Source organism: Gammaproteobacteria bacterium, assembly GCA_022340215.1.
Lineage (GTDB): Bacteria > Pseudomonadota > Gammaproteobacteria > JAJDOJ01 > JAJDOJ01 > JAJDOJ01.
In genome coordinates this window covers 1-17,433 of the sequence record JAJDOJ010000009.1, presented here as the reverse complement: position 1 = coordinate 17,433, position 17,433 = coordinate 1, and the positions used below count along the sequence as shown (strand labels likewise).

Below are 17,433 nucleotides of genomic sequence, written 5' to 3'. Positions count from 1 at the left end.
GAACTTGCGGAACGAATCGAAAACAACGAGGGCGATCGATGAAACCTCGCACCAGCGTGACTCATCCGTTGCAGATCGCGACGCTGGATACCCCTGCTGGCGGTCGGATCGGCTTGACGTTCTGCCCGGGCAAACGCGACCCCATGGCGGCGACGGGGCCGTGGGAAAGGGATGTCGAACTCGATCTGCGTGCCGTCGTCGAGTGGGGAGCGAGTGTGGTGGTCACCCTGTTGGAGGTGCACGAACTCTCTCTGCTCGAGGTGCCGGACCTCGGTGAGCGGGTCGAGACCTCGGGTCTGCGCTGGCTACACCTGCCGATTCGCGATGTCTCGATCCCCGGGGCGTGGTTCGAAACAGCCTGGGAAACGGCCGGCAAGGACCTGCGGTCGAGATTGTCGAACGACGAAGGAATCCTCGTCCACTGCCGCGGGGGCCTCGGGCGCACGGGACTGGTTGCGGCGCGGTTGCTGATCGAGCTTGGCGAGGCCCCGGACCGGGCGCTGGCGCGGGTGCGCGCCGCCCGACCGGGTGCGGTGGAAACGCGGGAACAGGAGAAATATGTGCTCGAGAGGATTTCTATCCGGTCAACGTGAAGTGGGAACTTCACGCCGTGAGCGCCGCGCAGATCGCCCCGTTCGCCTCTATGGAGCCTGTCGGATTTAGGCGATCGTAGCGAGCATGGTGGGAGAGCGAGACAAAAAGTTCACGATTTCGAGGCGCATAGTGGGCCTACGCAACGAGGAATCGGGGATTTTTTGGCCGTTCTCCCATCAGCGCAGTAGATTGTTCCTAAAGCCGACAGGCTCCTATGCGAAAACCGTCCGCAAGTTCAACGATCGCCCCACCGGTAGAGGTGGCTATACGGGACCCGGATGAGTCATAGTCTGGGTCGGGATCTGTCGGCAGGCAAGGGGGGCGGTTACTTCTCCTCGCCCTGAACACCTCCTGGTGGTGACGCGCCGGGGCCGAACTCACTTTGGCATTCCATGAAGATGCGCTTGTCGCAGCCCGCGCAGATCGATTTGTTCAATTGCTGGTAGATCGCGTGGATCGCGGCCGTCTCGCCCTGGAAGACGTGGGCGGGGTCGATCTTGTCGAGGCAACCGTAGCGCTCCAGGGCATTCCACAGTCCCAGCTTCACGTTGACCAGGTACAGGTTGCCGCCCGCCGCCCTGCGGCGTTCCGCCTCCTCGCTGAGGGCCTCTCCCCCGTGCAGATCGACGAAATTGATGCCCTGACAGGTGATGGCCAGGTGATTCTGTGCCGGGCGCGTGTCGCGGAACAGGTCGAAGGTCTCCTGCACGTGGTTGACTGAGCCGAAGAACAGCGAGCCGTCGATGCGCGCGATCCGCAACTGCGGGCACTCCGGCAGGGCCGGGTCGGTGACCAGGGGTCGCTCGTGCAGGCGCGGGTCCGGTACGCGACGGCGGAGCGCGGGCTTGGAGACCCGCTCCAGGTACAGGATCAGGGACAGGAGCACGCCGGCGAAGATCGCGAATTCCAACTCCAGGAACAGCGCGCTGAAGAAGGTCACGGCCAGCACGCCGATCTCGCGGCGCGAGGCGTGCACGATGTGGCGGATTTGCACGAAGTCGACCAGGCCCCAGGCGACGATGAACAGGACGCCGGCCATGGTGGCCTTGGGCAGATAGGCGGCCAAGGGGGCCACCAGGAGTACGATCCCTATCAGCAGGCCACCGGCGAAGATGGCCGCCAGCGGGGTGCGCGCGCCGGCCTCGAAATTCAGGCCGGATCGATTGAACGAACCGGTGGCCACATAGCCGGAGAAGAAACTGCCGACGATATTGGAAAGGCCCTGGCCGATAAACTCCTGGTTGCCGTTGATTCGATATCCACCACGCGCGGCCAGGGAACGGCCGATGGAGACCGCCTCGGTCAGGGCGAACAGGGTCACGGCCAGTGCGGTCGGGGCGAGGATCTTGATATGGTTCAGGGTGAGGTCCGGCGATGAAAGCGGCGGCAACTCGGCAGGGAGTGCGCCGACGGCCTCGATCAGCGTCGTTTGTTCGCCGAAGATCGCGTTCAGCACGACTGCGATCACGCTGCCGAACAACATCGCGATGATCAGGTACGGCAACTTCGGGAACCAGCGCTTGATGGCCACGCCGCTCAGCAGGGTGACCAGGGCGACGGTGGTCACATAGGGGTTGATGTTCTCCATCTGCCCCGCGAAGGCGATGACGATGTCGTGGAAATGCCCCCCCCTGGGCATCTCGATGCCGAAGAAGTACTTCAGTTGCTTGGCGGCGATCAGCAGGGCGGCCCCGGCGGTGAATCCGACGACGACCGAATGCGAAATGAAGTTGACCAGCGCCCCCATCCGGGCGAGTCCCAGCGCCAGTTCGAACACCCCCACCATGAAGGTCAGGGTCAGGGCGAGTGTCACGTAGTCCGGGCTGCCGGGAACGGCATGTAGCGACAATGCCGAGAACAGCACGATGGAGGCGGCGGTGGTGGGCCCCGAGACGAGGTGCCGCGACGACCCGAACAGGGCGGCGATGATGGCCGGAATCATGCCGGCGTAAAGTCCGTACTGGGGCGGCATGCCGGCGATGGTCGCGAACGCGACGCCCTGGGGAAGGACGATGATCGCCCCCGCCAGCCCGGCCATGAAATCGACCTTGATGTCCTCGCGCGTGACGCCGGGGAGCCAGCGTATGAACGGGATGAACCAGTGTGTCCAGGAGCTAGTTCTGGCAAGTGTATGTGGCATTCAGGATTACCGGTGGGTTCGTGTTCCGCGCGAATGAAGTACGTATCGGTTCCCCCGGGACCGCAGGGACGCATCGCAACGGATCCGGCCTATTCGGTAGGGATCAACCGGTACGCGGAACAGGGTCTTTCGATCCAAGTTCAGCAGTGCACGCGCCGCCTGGATTTGTCCGCTGCTGATCACAAGAAAAGATATAAATAATCACTAAGATGTTAATATTGATATTCTTTATATCATGTCTGCACTTGAACGATAAAGCAAACTGGAATCGCTCCCGTCACGCGGAAGTGGGCGACCTGAAGGTGGGGCGGTGCGGGAAACTAAGGAGGCGATCATGCCCAATGCCGAACCGGTAGACAACGCTTTCACGAACCGGACCCGCCCCGATGCGGTCGTGCGTACCGTTTTCGCGATCTGGGACGCCCTGGACGAGGCAGGCATCGGGAATCCCTTCCCGCAACGGGACGTACCTATCCGAGAGCTTGCGGCGAGCGCCGCGGCCCCGTTCCCTTCGCCGACCGCCACGAGGCCCGGACGGGCCGCTGTCGATAAGGGGCATCCCGTATGAATCCGGTCGGACTCGATTTGCTCCTGTCCCAGTTGTGGTTCCAGTTCCTGCTGGTGGGACTATTCGGGTTCCTGACCGGGCTAGAGTTTCGAGAGTACCGGGAAGACGATCCGTCGAAGCTGACCCTGGGCAGCGCCCGGACCTATACGCTGATCGCGCTGTTCGGGTTCGTGACCTTCGCTCTGGATCATGAATTTCGGCTGTTTATCGCCGGGATGGCGGCCTTGGTGGTGTTCTACGGGATCTTCTATTACCGAAAACTCGCGCATGGGCGGGCCAGTAGCGTGCAGGTGCTCGCCGGTCTGCTCGTGTATTGCTTCGGGCCCGCCGCTCAGTTGACGCCTGTCTGGTTTCTGGCGCTCCTTTTCGTTTCGCTGATCTTCACCCTCAGCGCCAAGCCGTTTACCCACCGCATCTACGAGCACATGGACCACCGGGAGGTGGTGACCCTGGCGAAGTTCCTGCTTCTGTCCGCGGTCATCCTGCCCCTGCTGCCGGACAGGCCGATCACCCCTTACGTGACGGCCTCCCCTTTCAAGATCTGGGTCGCCGTGGTCGCCATCTCCGCGATCTCGTATCTGGGCTATATCCTGAAGCGCTATGTCGCAGCGCGCGGGGGCTACCTGATCACCGGGTTGCTCGGGGGACTGTACTCGAGCACCGCAACCACGGTGGTGCTGGCGCGCAAGGCCCGCACGGGGGAAGGAGATGCGAGGAGCATCTCCGCGGCTATCGTCGCGGCCTCGGGCATGATGTACTTGCGCCTGCTGGCGCTCATCGGGGCATTGAACGCGGCCTTTCTGCCTCCCACCCTGATTCCCTTCGCCGTGCTGGGCACGGCGGCCATCGCCGCCGCCGTATTCCTGATGAAGTTCGGGTCGGCCGGATCCATCGATGAGACCCCCGACCCGCCGCGGAATCCGCTCGAACTGGGGACCGCCTTTCTGTTTGCGATACTGTTTATCGTCATGCTCCTGCTGACCAGGGCGATCATTCATAACTTCGGTAACACCGGTCTGCAACTCCTCTCCTTCGTAGTCGGATTTACGGACATCGACCCGTTCGTCCTCTCCCTGCTGAAGGGCAGTTACCAGGGCATCGGGATGGACCAGCTGGCGGCCGCGTTCTTTATCGCGTCGGGCAGCAACAATTTTCTCAAGGCCGTATACGCGTTGGCCCTGGGCGGGTGGGCGGCGTGCCGCGACGCCATAGTGATTCTTGTCGTCATGGGGATGCTGACCCTGGGCTATGGCCTAACGGCGTTGTGATTCACTGCGGCGATTTCTGTCGAATGACATACCATCCTGCCTGTCTTTTCGTCCGTCCTCTGTGTTGCGACAACCGTTCCATCGTTCGACGATGCGCCTGATGTCGCGCCTTGATGACGAACGATCCCGGCGCGGCGCTGTCCCTGCTTTGCTTGGGCACCGGTCTTGGGCTTCCTGCCCAAGCCGTTCGCTGCTTCGCAGCTCACCCGGCGCGATCTGGTATGCCATTTTCCGGCAATCGCCTGAAATCATGTTCGACGGGGAATGAAATGAAAAGGAAACCCGGTCTGTTGATCATCCCGGTGCTGCTCGTGGCCGGCATCGGCGGCTGGTTCTGGTGGCAGGGCCGCGCGCCGCACGCGGAGGCCGATCGGCTCACCCTGTACGGAAACGTGGACATTCGCGAGGCGCAGCTCACCTTCAACGCCACAGAACACGTTGCCGAGATCTTGGTGCAGGAAGGTGACCGGGTGCATTCGGGCCAGCTGCTGGCGCGGCTGCACACCCCGCTCCTGGAGGCGCAGATGGCGGCGGCCGAGGCGCTGGCGGCCGCGCAGCAACAGGCCGTCGCGGAACTCGAGGCGGGGAGCCGTATCGAGGAGATCGACAAGGCTCGGGCGGAATGGGAGGCCGCCATGGCGAGGGCCACGGCAACGCGGGACACCTCACGGCGCATGGAACGTCTGCTCGCGAAAAAAGTCGCCTCGCAGGAAGAGGTCGAGGACGCGCGTGCCGAGGCCCACGTCGCCGAATCCGAGGCTGAGGCCGTCGAGCAGGCCCTGGCCCTGCTTCTTGCCGGCCCTCGAAAGGAAGAAATCGCAGCGGCGCGGGCCGAACTGAAGGCGCGCGAGGCGGAACTGACCCTGGCCCGGCAACGGCTCGCCGATGCCGAACTGTTCGCCCCGTCGGACGGGGTGATCCGCAACCGGATCCTCGAGCCGGGGGACATGGCCAACCCGCAGAAGCCGGCCATGACCCTGGCCTTCATCGACCCGGTCTGGGTACGCGCCTACCTGCCAGAAACCTTGCTGGGCAAGGTGGCGCCGGGTATGTCCGCGGAGATTCTCTCCGACAGCTATCCGGACAGGCGATATCCCGGGTGGATCGGCTACATCTCGCCCACCGCCGAGTTCACACCGAAGAACGTGGAGACACCGGAACTGCGGACCCGCCTGGTCTACTCCATGCGGGTATATGCCTGTAATCCGCTGGGTGAGCTGCGACTGGGAATGCCGACGACGGTGGTCGTTCCGCTGGACCGCAAACCCGGTGAGGCGGCTGGGAAGCACCGCTGTCAATCCGATGGCTGAGGCCGTCATCGCGGCGACGGGGCTGAGCAAGCGGTTCCAGTCTGGAAAGCGCCGCATCACCGCCCTGGAGGATGTCGATCTGAATGTGCCGCCGGGCCGGGTGACCGGCCTGATCGGCCCGGACGGGGCCGGCAAGACCACGCTGATGCGTCTCGCCTGCGGGTTGCTGGCCGCGGACGCGGGGGAGATCAGGGTGCTGGGACTGAATGCTGCGACCGATGCCGGGACCATCCAGGCACGGGTCGGCTATATGCCGCAGCGCTTCGGACTCTACGAGGACCTCAGCGTTCAGGAGAATCTCGACCTCTATGCCGATCTGCAGGGCGTGGAACCGGCCGACCGCCCGGCGCGTTACGAGGACTTGATGCGCCTGACGGGGCTGGGCCCGTTTACCGGCCGCCTGGCCGGACGCCTGTCCGGGGGCATGAAGCAAAAGCTTGGCCTGGCCTGTGCACTGGTGCGTCAGCCGCCGTTGTTGCTGCTGGACGAACCGACCGTCGGCGTGGACCCGGTGTCGCGCCGTGAACTGTGGCAGATCGTCTACCGCCAGGTTAGTGAGAGCGGTATGAGCGTGCTGTTGAGCACGGCGTACCTGGACGAGGCCGAGCGCTGCGACGAAGTGGTCTTGCTTCACCAGGGCCGGATCCTCGGCCACGATTCCCCGGCCGCCTATGCCGCCTCGGTACGGGGCCGGACCTGGGAGGTGAGCGCCCCGGCTATGGCGCCCCGCGCGCTGCAGGTACGCCTGAGTCGTGCGGCGGCCAGTCTGGATGCGATGATCTCCGAGGACGGGGTGCGCCTGGTGACCCGCACGACACAGACCCCGGACCCCGGCGTCCTGCTGCCCGGTGTCGGTGACGCACGCGTCGAACCGGTGGCCCCACGCTTCGAGGACGCCTTCATCGCCCGCCTCAAGACCGTCCCGGATCGCGCCGATCGGTCGGGTATCGGCATCCGGCATCACGCTGGTGGCGACGCGGAAGTCATCCGGGTGCAGGACCTGGAGCGCCGGTTCGGGGATTTCGTCGCGGTCAGGAGCATCAGCTTCACGGTGCGCAAGGGCGAGATCTTCGGGCTGCTCGGGGCCAACGGGGCGGGCAAGTCCACCACCTTCCGGATGCTATGCGGCCTGCTGCCGGCCTCGGGTGGACGCCTCTCGGTGGCTGGGCGCGACCTGCGCCATGCCGCCGCCCGGGCGCGCGCGAGAATCGGCTATATGGCGCAGAGGTTCTCTCTGTACACCAACCTCACTGTGATGCAGAACCTGCGTTTTTTCTCAAGCGCCTATGGTCTGCGAGGACATCGGCGGGCTCAGCGGCTGGACTGGGCGCTGGAGACCTTCGAGTTATCGGCATACGCCGACGTCAACGCCAGTGACCTGCCGCTGGGCTACAAGCAGCGCCTGTCCTTCGCCGCGGCCCTGATGCACGACCCGGACATCCTGTTCCTGGACGAGCCGACCTCGGGCGTCGACCCGCTGGCCCGCCGCGAGTTCTGGGCGCGCACCACCGCCCTGGCCGAGGCCGGGGTCACGATACTGGTCACGACCCACTTCATGGAGGAAGCCAATTTCTGCGACCGACTTGCGATCATGGCCGAGGGCGCGGTCCTCGCCGAGGGGACCCCGAGGGAGATGAGGGACAGGGCGCGTACCGCCGAGCGCCCGGACCCGACCATGGAGGATGCCTTCATTCAACTGATCGAACATCGCGAGGCCCTGGCGTGAACGCCCGGCAGGCGACCCGGCTGCGCCTGCGCGGCATGGTGCGCAAGGAGAGCCTGCAGATCCTGCGCGACCCCTCCAGCATCGCCATCGCCTTCGTGCTGCCGGTGGTGTTGCTGTTCCTGTTCGGTTACGGGGTCTCGCTGGACGCGCGGGGCATTCCCCTCGGGATTGTGATCGAGCAGGCGGATGCGGCGACCCAGTCACTGGCCGGGTCCTTCGAGCATTCCAGGTACTTCATCCCCCGCTATTACCGCCAAATCCAGGCGGCCGAGACGGCCCTGGCGCGACGTGACATCGACGGCATCGTCTGGCTGCGAAACAACTTTGCCCGCCGTCTGTTCACCGGAGACGAGGCCCCCATCGCGGTACGGCTGAACGGGGTGGATTCCAATCAGGCCAATCTCACCCAGGGCTACATCCAGGGGGTCTGGCAGGGCTGGCTGACGCGCTACGCACGGGCCCGGGGCAAGCCCCTCGGCATGCCGGTGGAGATCGAGCACCGGGTCTGGTTCAACCAGGCTGTCACCAGCCGGTTGTTCCTGGTACCGGGACTGATCGCCATCATCATGACCCTGATCGGTTCCCTGCTCACCGCCATGGTAATCGCCCGCGAATGGGAACGCGGCACCATGGAGGCGATGATGGTCACCCCCTTGCGCACCGGCGAGTTACTCGCAGGCAAGCTGATCCCGTATTTCGTGCTCGGCATGGGCGGCATGCTGTTCACCGTCGCCCTGGCCGTCTGGCAGTTCGACGTGCCGTTGAGGGGCTCGTTCTGGGTGCTGGCGCTCAGCGGCGCTGTCTTTATGCTGGTGAGCCTGGCGGTGGGGCTACTGATCTCCATCGTTTCCAAAAACCAGTTCGTCGCGGGACAGATCGCCATCGTCGTCACCTTCCTGCCCGCGTTCATCCTGTCGGGTTTCATCTTCGATATCGGTTCCATGCCGGCGCCGATCCAGGTGCTGACCCACGTCGTGCCGGCCCGTTATTTCGTCACCATCCTTCAGACCCTGTTCCTGGCCGGTGACGTCTGGCCCATCCTGTGGCGGAACATCGCGGCGCTTTTCGTCCTGCTGGTTATCTTCGGCGCGCTGGTGAGCAAGAAGACGCACCAGCGCCTGGACTGATCCGCGGGATTGCATCGCCTGAAACGGAAGTTCCCTCCAATGCACTGGACCCACAGCCTTCAAAGTATTCTCGCCCTGGCGGTCAAGGAGTTCCTCGCCCTTCTGCTGGACAAGCGCAGCCGAATCGTGCTGATCGGTCCGCCCATCGCGCAACTCCTCGTGTTCGGCTACGCAGCGACCTTCGACCTGGACAACGTGCCGGTAGCCGTCTACAACGAGGACGGCGGCGGCGCGGGTCGGGAACTGATCAGCCGCGTCGTCGGCTCGCCGCATTTCGACCTGGTCGCCGAACTGGACCGGGACGCGGACATCGCGCCCCTGATCGATCGCCGCGAGGCGTTGCTGGTGCTGCATCTCGGTCAGCGCTTCAGTGCCGATCTGGAACAGGGCCGAAGCGTCGCGGTGCAGGCCATCCTGGACGGTCGAAATTCCAACACCGCCCTGATCGCGGTGAATTACCTGCGTGGCATCGTCATGGATTACAACCGGGATCGCGCCGGGCGGACGGGTATCGGCAGCCCGCCCGCGGTGCTTGATGTGCGCGCCTGGTACAACGAGAACCTGCGCTCGCGCTGGTTCATCGTGCCCGGTATCGTGGGCCTGCTGACCCTGGTCGTGACATTGATCGTCACTGCCCTGTCGGTCGCGAGGGAACGGGAGCAGGGCACCTTCGACCAGCTGCTGGTCACCCCCCTGCGTCCGGTGGAGATCCTCATTGGAAAGGCCGTGCCCGGGATCGCGATCGGGGTGCTCGAGGCGAGTTTCATTATCCTGCTGGCGGCGTACTGGTTCGATGTGCCGTTGCGTGGCAGTATAGGAGCGCTGTATCTGGGACTGTTCCTCTTTCTGCTGTCGGCGGTAGGCATCGGGCTGATGATCTCCGCGATCTGTGTGACCCAGCAACAGGCGGTGCTCGGGGCCTTTCTGTTCCTGGTGCCGGCGGTGATCCTGTCCGGGTTCGCCACGCCCATCGCCAACATGCCCGAGGCGGTGCAATACCTCACCTACCTGGATCCCCTGCGCTACTTTCTCGTCGTCGTGCGCGGGGTGTTCCTGGAGGGCGATGGCTACGCCCTGCTGCAGCATCAGTACTGGCCCATGGCCATCATCGGCCTGGTCTCCCTGGCAATGGCGGGGTGGCTTTTCCGGCACCGGATGTACTAGGAGCCTGTCGGGACCGGGATTCGTCGCGAGCGCAGGCGAGCTGACCAGGCGGGTAATCGGCCCCGGCTGGGGCAAGGGAGACGGGCGGGAGAAAACCGCGCTCTGCGACAGTGTTTGTGATCGATCGAAAGGACGCGCTCGGACAGGAGAAAATGTCGTGCTGAATGTTTACCGTATCACCCCGGGCTGTCTCGAGAAGGTCGACGCCGCCAGCGTGGGCCCGGACAGCGAGGAACGGTACTGGCTGGATCTCATCAACCCCGGCCCCGAGGACAGATCGCGCATCGAGCAGGCGCGCGGCGTGAAACTTCCCGGTATGGACGAACTTCGGGAGATTCAGGCGACGTCGCGCTTTTTCGTGGACGAGAACGGAATACATCTACGCACCTGGCTGCTGGAGCCCCGGGGGGCGGGCCTGGAATCGCATTCGGCGGGATTCATCCTCTCCGACGGGTGCCTGATCAGCCTGCGCGCCGAGCCCAGCGAGAGCTTCGATCTACTGGGCCGGCAACGCAAACTCGGGGTCGGTGCGGACGGACCCATCGGTGTTTTTCTGAGGCTGGTAGAAATCCAGCTGGATCTGCTCGCCGACCGCCTCGAGTCTGTTTATTCGGAGGCGGAAACCCACTGGCCCATCCCAAAGAACACGGGACTTGCAGAACTCGAAACCGAGTTGGGTCACGTTTCGCGGATGGGTTCGGACAACAACAAGGCGCGCTTCTCGCTGATGGATCTGGACCTGGTGCTGGCGGCGCTCGATCAGGAAGAGGCGACGCCCGATCCGCTGCAACACCGTCTCGATGCGGTGCGCCGGGACGTCGATTCCCTGTTGAGACACTCGGGATTCCTGTCGCATAAGCTGGATTTTCTAATGGATTTCGTGATGACCCGACTGAACCTGGTTGACAACCGGATCAGCAAGATCCTCTCCGTGGTGGCCTTGGTATTCCTGCCGCCCACGCTGATAGGCAGCATCTACGGCATGAATTTCGACCACATGCCCGAACTGGCGAGTTCCTGGGGATACCCCGTGGCGCTGCTGGCCATGGCGGCCACGGCCGTGGTGCCTTATCTCGTGCTCAAGCGGAAGCGCTGGCTCTGATGCGGCTGGGCGGGTCAATGGCATCGCCGTGACCCGTATTCTGGCGATCACGACGGCACAACGGCTCGGAGGACGGGGCGAAGATGAAATGGTCCGGCCGACTGATGAGTCGACGGAGGAACCGGTCGACGAAACCTCTCGTCAACTGGCGGGCGATCCGCTGAGGGGGCTGAGCGTAGCGCAGGCCGCTGCCCGACTGCGGCGATACGGGGACAACGAGATCCAGGGACATGAAGTGTGAAGTGTGAGCGGTCTTTGTTATTGACGGAAAGAGGGCTTCCCATGATACTGCAAAGCGCCAAGAGGGTACTTGCGGGCGAAAGGGTTTACTTAGGCGATTGCCGGACAATGGCATACCAGATCGCGCCGGGTGAGCTGCGAAGCAGTGAACGGCTTGGGCAGGAAGCCCAAGACCGGTGCCCAAGCAAAGCAGGGACAGCGCCGCGCCGGGATCGTTCGTCATCGAGGCGCGACAGCAGGCGCATCGTCGAACGATGGAACGGTTGTCGCAACCCAGAGGACGGACGAAAAGACAAGCAGGATGGTATGTCATTCGACAGAAATCGCCTGAGCGCGAAACGTCCGTCTCGCCTGCGAAACCGACTCGACAATCGCCGGAAACGGTAATCGATACGGAAGCTGACAGAACCCATGCCGGCCCCCAAGTGTCCGTTCCAGAACCCGCTCATCACCGGGGAGTTCGGTTGCAGCCTCGCGAACCCGGTGACGGTGCGTAATACACCGCAGATCCACTGCGGATCGGAAACCGCGCTCGAAGTCTGCGACCGGGTTCATGAACACCTCAAATCGGCCGGGCTGCCCGCCTTCGGAATGGCGGACGACCTGGCTACCACACCGCATAACATCTACCAGAAGATACAGTACGGCGGGCTACTCGGTCTTCAGGCTTCGCTTGGTCCGTCGCCTCCGGATGCCGCAGGCGTGGCGGATGTTCACGACCTCATCGACACCGCTACCGAAGGCGGAAGGCGCACCGATGAGATCGACTATGCCGCACTCGTCCCGGCGATGCAGTCACGGGCGGCCCGTCGGCGCAGGGACCGCAGGCGCTGAATCAACGCGGTTGCGGTGCGCGAACACCTCGAAAGGGGCAGGGGCGTCGCACCAGGGAATCAAGATCGGATGACCTGACTTTGCGGAATCTACGTCGAGCCCAGTTTCAGCACCAGTAGCATGCCGGATCCGCTTCGCTTGATCCGACCTACGGTTTTTCCGTGCTTTCGGTGAGTCATGACATTGCGTAGGGTGGAACAAGCGCAGCGGTTCCACCGTCATGAACGAATACCGGCATGCTGCCGTTGAAGTAGGTCACGCGTCCATCCCGTTTGCCGAACGCCAGCACGGCGGTAATGGGGGTGACGCCCTCGGGGAAGATCGGCAACTGGATTTGCGGCATCGACTTCGGCCCTTTCGGCAGGACAATCTTGAGGCTCGGCGCACCCGGCGCACCGAAACCGGTATCTTCGTAAAATCCAAGCCGCCGCCAAAGGCTGCTCGGCAGAATCGCCGCAGTCGGCTTGCTTCCGATTGAATTCCCGAGGTTTTTCGCCAGGCCCTTACAAGAAAACCGCGGGGCCGAGATCAGGTCCTCTGAAGATACAAAGGGATCCGTCCTGCCCGTCGGGAATGCGGTCCACGGTTGCGGCACACGCCGTCCGGTTTGACTACCAGCGGTTCGGCAGTTTCCGATTGATCCGGATCTTGCCCCCTTCCTCGCTGATGTATCCGCCCCTCAGGAGATCGTTGACGATCCGGCTGGCCATCTCCCGGGAGGAACCGACCCGGTCCGCGATCTCCTGGCGACTGAGTTTTTCCTGGATCACCCGCGTTCCGCCCTGTTCTACCGCGGACTCACGCAGGAGCTGGGCGATACGCCCGTAGACGTCCTCCATGGCCAGACAGGCGATTTTCGACGAAGCCTCTCTCAGGCGGCGGGAGAGACCCAGCATCAGGTTCATCATGAAGCGGGGGTTGCGCATGAGCACAGGGTAGACGTCACACCTGCGGACGAAACAGATCTCGCACTTCTCCTTGGTGACGACGTTGGACGAACGGTGTCCCTCGTCGATCAGCGCCATTTCGCCGAAGTAGTCACCGGCCGAAAGGATCGTGATGACCGCCTCCTTGCCGTTGACGGAGCGTTTGGTGACCTTCACCTTGCCCTTGAGGATGATATAGAGGGCGTCGGTTTCCTCATCCTCGTAGAGCACGGTCGTGTTGCGAGGAAAGGAACGCCGGATCACCCGTTCGGTGATCGCCGAAATGTCGTCTTCACTGAGGCCCCGGAAGAGCTGTTCACAGAGCGCAGGCGATACGACCGTATCCCGATCGGATCGAGGAACTTGTGACAGGACGGCTTCCGCGGAGCCGGACCGGTTGTTGGCGAGACTGTCAGCGGCAATCGTCATCGTATTGCTCCTGCAATGGCATACCCCGGATCGAGAGGGTCTGTCGCCCCCCGTTACCCGAGATAGTGCAGGTCTCATGCCAGAGACTGGGATTCCGACTTAACTCTATGAAATTGAGTTGATTTCGACGATTTCGGAGCAGAATTTCCCGTTCTTCTCCTCCGAGCTGCGGCACCAAGGTGTCGACGCGAACAACAAACCAGAGATTGAGTTGGGTTCATGCGAACACCGAGCCGCTCGCCGCGCCACATCGTGGGGTGGACCGCTATTCGATGGGTATCCGGTCTGCGTTGCGGGCCAGCCAGGTCTCGAAAGACTGCAACCCGGGGTAGAGTGCCCGGGCGACATCGAGGTTCCGTGCGGCGCAGAAGTCGGTATTGAAATCGCGCTTGAACTGGAACATGTTGCCGAGGTCTTCGGCGCCGGGAAACCCGAATCCGCGGTACACCTCGGGAGGTACGTCGTTGTAGCGTACTTCCTGGCCGAGCGCCCTGGACAGTGCTTGCGCCATCTCCGCTCCGCTCAGGTGCTCGCCCGCGATCCCCACCGTATCGCCGATGTACTTCGCGCCCCCTTTGAAGACGCCGTAGGCGCAGTGACCGATATCGCCCGCGGCGATGCCCGGGAGCTTCGCCGACCCCATGGGCATGGTAATCGCGAGTGTCCCATCCTCGCCGCGCTTCGGTCCCATTCCGAAGTGGATGAGATTGTCCCAGTAGAAAGAGGTCAACAGGAAGGTGGTCGGGACCCCGGTATGGACGAACGCCTGGTTCGCCTCCCACTTGGCGTCGAAGTGCGGCACCTTGTAGCGACCCATGAGGGTAGGCATCCGGTCGTCGTCGAGTGGTACCCATCGACGCGTGTCCTCGAGTGTGGACCATATGACATGTTCGAGCCCGCCATTCGCCGCGGCACCTGCCATCTTCGCAGCTTGCGCGCTCTCGTTTTCAGGTGACATGTGTTCCCAGAAGAAGGTCACACAGTAGGCGCCCCAGGCGCCGTCGAACGCGCGCTCCAGACTGGCGGCATCATCGATGTCCGCGGTCACGACCTCGGCGCCGAGCGCCGCGAGCGCCTTCGCACGGTCCGAATCCGCATTGCGGGTGACCGCCCTGGCGGTAAAACCGCCCGCCGGATCTTCCTGTATCGCCCTGACCAGGCCGCCACCCTGGGCTCCCGTTGCCCCGACGACCGCAATGACCTTTTTCTCAACCATGACGAGAATCCCTCCGCAGATCTGTCGTTAACCGGCCGGTACCCATTGAGCCACGAATTCGATCCCGCGCTCTTTTCGTCGCAACCGATTCGTCCCCGTCCAGACGCATCCCGGGGTACCCGGCAAGGACGCGATGGCCAGGCTCGCTCTAGGCGTCGCCGGTTCTCGGCCCGGCCGCCTTTACCGCTTCGGGCGCCTGGTTTTCGAACTGTCGGAAGTTCTCGTGAAACGCGTGCGCCAGTTCCTGCGCCTTGGCGCGATAGGCCTCGGGGTCTAGCCAGGTGCTGATGGGCTGCAGCACCTCGTCCGGAACCCCCGGGCAGCATTGCGGGACCTGAATGCCGAAGACGGGGTCCTCGGTTGTGGGGGCATCGTCTAAATCGCCATTCAGCGCGGCTCGGAGCATAGCGCGCGTGTGATGGATGTCCATCCGCTTGCCGATCCCGTAGGGCCCGCCCGACCAGCCGGTGTTGATCAGCCAGCAACGCACGTCGTGCTCCTGGATCTTACGCCCCAGCAGGTCACTGTAGACACTCGGATCCAGTGACATGAAGGGCGCACCGAAGCAGGTGCTGAACGTGAGCTGGGGTTCGGTGATGCCCGTTTCGGTGCCCGCCACCTTGGCCGTATAGCCGGAGATGAAGTGGTACATTGCCTGGGCCGGGGTCAACCTGGCGAGGGGCGGCAGGACCCCGAAGGCGTCGCAGGTCAGCATGACAATATCTCTCGGATGCCCGGCCAGTCCGGGAATGATGGCGTTCGGGATGTGGGAGATCGGGTAGGACGCCCGGGTATTCTCGGTGAGGCGGTCATCGTCCAGGTCCAGTATACGATCCCGGAAGTTCATGCTGACGTTCTCAAGAATGGTGCCGAAACACCGCGTGGTCTCGTAGATAAGCGGCTCCTGCTTTTCAGACAGGCGGATGACCTTGGCGTAGCAGCCGCCCTCGAGGTTGAAGACGCCTCGATCGCCCCAGGCGTGTTCGTCGTCACCGATCAGCGCGCGTTCCGGATCCGCAGACAGGGTGGTCTTACCGGTGCCGGAAAGACCGAAGAAGATGGCCGAGTCACCGCTCTCGCTGACATTGGCGGCGGCATGCATGGTCAGCACATCCTGTTGCGGCAGCAGATAGTTCATCACGGAAAAGATCGATTTCTTGATCTCACCGGCGTACTGAGTCCCTCCGATCAAGACCAGCCGGCGGGAGAAGTTCACGATGATGAAGGCCTCGGAATGCGTCCCGTCGATGGTGGGCTGGGCATGGAAATGCGGCACGTGAACCACGGTGAATTCCGGGTCCCTGTGCTCGAGGGGGCGCCCCAGGGCATCGGGGAGCAGGAACATGTTGCGGGCGAACAGCGAATGCCAGGCCATTTGTGTGACCACGCGGATCGGCATTTCGTAGTCCGGGTCGGCTCCCACGAGGAGGTCCTGCACGAACACCTCCTGACCCTCCAGGAAAAAGCAGATCTTCTCGTACAGGGCATTGAATCTGTTCTCGGGAAAGGCCTTGTTGACGCTGCCCCACCAGACCTTGTCGTGGGAAACGGAGTCGTCGACGATGAATTTGTCGTTCGGTGCGCGCCCGGTAAAGGAACCGGTCCTCGTCACCAGGGGGCCATGGTGGGCCAGGTGCGCTTCGCGGCGGCGGATGGCCGCCTCGTAGATTTGCGCCGTCGAGAGGTTCCAATGAACCCCGTCCAGATTGATGATGCCCAACTTTTCCAGGGCCATCTCGCAGATATCGGTGTTTACAGGGCTGCGATCTGGTCGGGATGAGGTCGAAGCGAGCTTTACCATTATTTCAACCTTTCTATTCAATGGGTGATGGAATCAAGACCCGCTGCCGGACGGGCGGCGCCCCGATTCGAAACCTTGCCGATCCAGGGTGACCTGGCGTGACGGACATTCTACTGCAAGAGGGGGAGTCCGTTCGCCGGGGTGGTGGATGTCAGGCCAGATCGAACCTGCCGCCAGCGCCTGGAAAGCACAAGCAAGCAGCCTTGCGGGCGGAACCTCCCTGTCTCGGCCTCGCGCCCTGTCCGCCCACAGGCCTTGACCATCGATTCTCCGGATCGATATTCTGTCGCCACCCTGAACATCACGGTGTCAGGTGTGGTTCCCTAAGCGGGGTGATGTTACCCACACCACCTATCCTCAAGAGTTCTCTGGAGATCCATTGACATGAAAATCCGCCCGTTACACGATCGTGTGGTGATTCGTCGCATGGAGGAGGAACGCAGCTCCGCCGGCGGTATTGCGATCCCCGACACGGCGACCGAGAAACCGGTGCAGGGTGAGGTGGTATCCGTCGGCAAGGGCAAGATGCTCGACAGCGGGGAGTTCCGTCCGCTGGACGTCAAGACGGGCGATCGGGTGCTGTTCGGCAAGTATTCCGGTACCGAGGTGAAGCTGGAAGATGAGGAACTGCTCGTCATGAGGGAGGACGATATCATGGCCGTGATCGAGTGATCTTCCGCATTCGTTAGTTCGAGTAGACCGGCAACACCTCGCTATCGCAAATGATGCCCTCGCGAGTCGAGGCGGGCATTGCGAAGGGATCAGATACAAATTCACCAGATCTGAAGATGCTCGGCATCAAAGGTCTGAAGTCCGAGGGTTAGCGATTTCGGTCGATCCCGGTGCTTAGGCGATTTCTGTCAAATGACATACCATCCTGCTTGTCTTTTCGTTCGTCCTCTGTGTTGCGACAACAGTGACATAGTTCGACTATGCGCCTGTTGTCGCGCCTTGATGACGAACGATCCCGGCGCGGCGCTGTCCCTGC

The 17,433-nt window shown here is 63.0% G+C and carries 16 protein-coding genes; 11 read left to right on the top strand and 5 right to left on the bottom strand.

What is annotated here, in order from left to right:
* Positions 1–38: 38 nt before the first annotated feature.
* Positions 39–593 (top strand): cyclin-dependent kinase inhibitor 3 family protein, encoded by a 555-nt coding sequence (locus tag LJE91_00680; GenBank protein MCG6867278.1) that lies wholly within the window; start codon positions 39–41, stop codon positions 591–593.
* A 326-nt stretch (positions 594–919) separates the two neighbouring features.
* On the opposite strand, the gene LJE91_00675 is transcribed toward LJE91_00680, so the two are convergent.
* Positions 920–2,734: a SulP family inorganic anion transporter gene (locus LJE91_00675; protein ID MCG6867277.1), complete on the bottom strand. Its 1,815-nt coding sequence runs from the start codon at positions 2,732–2,734 to the stop codon at positions 920–922.
* Between the two features lie 334 nt (positions 2,735–3,068).
* On the opposite strand from LJE91_00675, the gene LJE91_00670 reads away from it, so the two are divergent.
* From LJE91_00670 to LJE91_00630, 9 genes are all read left to right on the top strand, one after another.
* Entirely contained in the window at positions 3,069–3,302 is a 234-nt protein-coding gene (locus LJE91_00670; GenBank protein MCG6867276.1) for a hypothetical protein, read from the top strand.
* Positions 3,299–4,570: a DUF4010 domain-containing protein gene (locus LJE91_00665; protein MCG6867275.1), complete on the top strand. Its 1,272-nt coding sequence runs from the start codon at positions 3,299–3,301 to the stop codon at positions 4,568–4,570. Before LJE91_00670 ends, LJE91_00665 begins: the two co-directional genes overlap by 4 nt.
* Positions 4,571–4,839: 269 nt before the next feature.
* Positions 4,840–5,880 (top strand): efflux RND transporter periplasmic adaptor subunit, encoded by a 1,041-nt coding sequence (locus LJE91_00660; protein MCG6867274.1) that lies wholly within the window; start codon positions 4,840–4,842, stop codon positions 5,878–5,880.
* Positions 5,873–7,606 carry an ATP-binding cassette domain-containing protein gene (locus LJE91_00655; GenBank protein MCG6867273.1) on the top strand — a complete coding sequence of 578 codons (1,734 nt, stop codon included), beginning with the start codon at positions 5,873–5,875 and terminating at the stop codon, positions 7,604–7,606. The genes LJE91_00660 and LJE91_00655 overlap by 8 nt, the downstream gene beginning before the upstream one ends.
* Before the next feature lie 35 nt (positions 7,607–7,641).
* A complete protein-coding gene (locus LJE91_00650; GenBank protein MCG6867272.1) occupies positions 7,642–8,733 on the top strand; it encodes an ABC transporter permease in 1,092 nt (363 codons plus the stop codon).
* Positions 8,734–8,772: 39 nt separating this feature from the next.
* Positions 8,773–9,897 (top strand): ABC transporter permease, encoded by a 1,125-nt coding sequence (locus LJE91_00645; GenBank protein ID MCG6867271.1) that lies wholly within the window; start codon positions 8,773–8,775, stop codon positions 9,895–9,897.
* Positions 9,898–10,054: 157 nt separating this feature from the next.
* A complete protein-coding gene (locus LJE91_00640) occupies positions 10,055–10,999 on the top strand; it encodes a hypothetical protein (GenBank protein ID MCG6867270.1) in 945 nt (314 codons plus the stop codon).
* 28 nt (positions 11,000–11,027) lie between these two features.
* On the top strand, positions 11,028–11,240 hold the full coding sequence (locus tag LJE91_00635; GenBank protein ID MCG6867269.1) for a hypothetical protein: 213 nt from the start codon (positions 11,028–11,030) through the stop codon (positions 11,238–11,240).
* Between the two features lie 410 nt (positions 11,241–11,650).
* Positions 11,651–12,073 (top strand): hypothetical protein, encoded by a 423-nt coding sequence (locus LJE91_00630; GenBank protein ID MCG6867268.1) that lies wholly within the window; start codon positions 11,651–11,653, stop codon positions 12,071–12,073.
* A 175-nt stretch (positions 12,074–12,248) separates the two neighbouring features.
* Here the strand turns inward: LJE91_00630 and LJE91_00625 are convergent, their stop codons facing one another.
* The 4 genes from LJE91_00625 to pckA all read right to left on the bottom strand — a co-directional run bounded on the left by LJE91_00625 (position 12,249) and on the right by pckA (position 16,379).
* Positions 12,249–12,416: a hypothetical protein gene (locus tag LJE91_00625; protein ID MCG6867267.1), complete on the bottom strand. Its 168-nt coding sequence runs from the start codon at positions 12,414–12,416 to the stop codon at positions 12,249–12,251.
* Between the two features lie 268 nt (positions 12,417–12,684).
* Positions 12,685–13,428 (bottom strand): Crp/Fnr family transcriptional regulator, encoded by a 744-nt coding sequence (locus LJE91_00620; GenBank protein ID MCG6867266.1) that lies wholly within the window; start codon positions 13,426–13,428, stop codon positions 12,685–12,687.
* A 265-nt stretch (positions 13,429–13,693) separates the two neighbouring features.
* The gene (locus LJE91_00615) at positions 13,694–14,644 is read right to left on the bottom strand and encodes an NmrA/HSCARG family protein (protein ID MCG6867265.1); all 951 of its coding nucleotides are present in this window, start codon (positions 14,642–14,644) and stop codon (positions 13,694–13,696) included.
* Between the two features lie 148 nt (positions 14,645–14,792).
* Positions 14,793–16,379 (bottom strand): phosphoenolpyruvate carboxykinase (ATP), encoded by a 1,587-nt coding sequence (pckA, locus tag LJE91_00610; GenBank protein MCG6867264.1) that lies wholly within the window; start codon positions 16,377–16,379, stop codon positions 14,793–14,795.
* A gap of 450 nt (positions 16,380–16,829) precedes the next feature.
* Between pckA and groES the strand changes: the two genes are divergently transcribed.
* Positions 16,830–17,117 carry a co-chaperone GroES gene (groES, locus tag LJE91_00605; protein MCG6867263.1) on the top strand — a complete coding sequence of 96 codons (288 nt, stop codon included), beginning with the start codon at positions 16,830–16,832 and terminating at the stop codon, positions 17,115–17,117.
* The last annotated feature ends 316 nt before the right edge of the window (positions 17,118–17,433 follow it).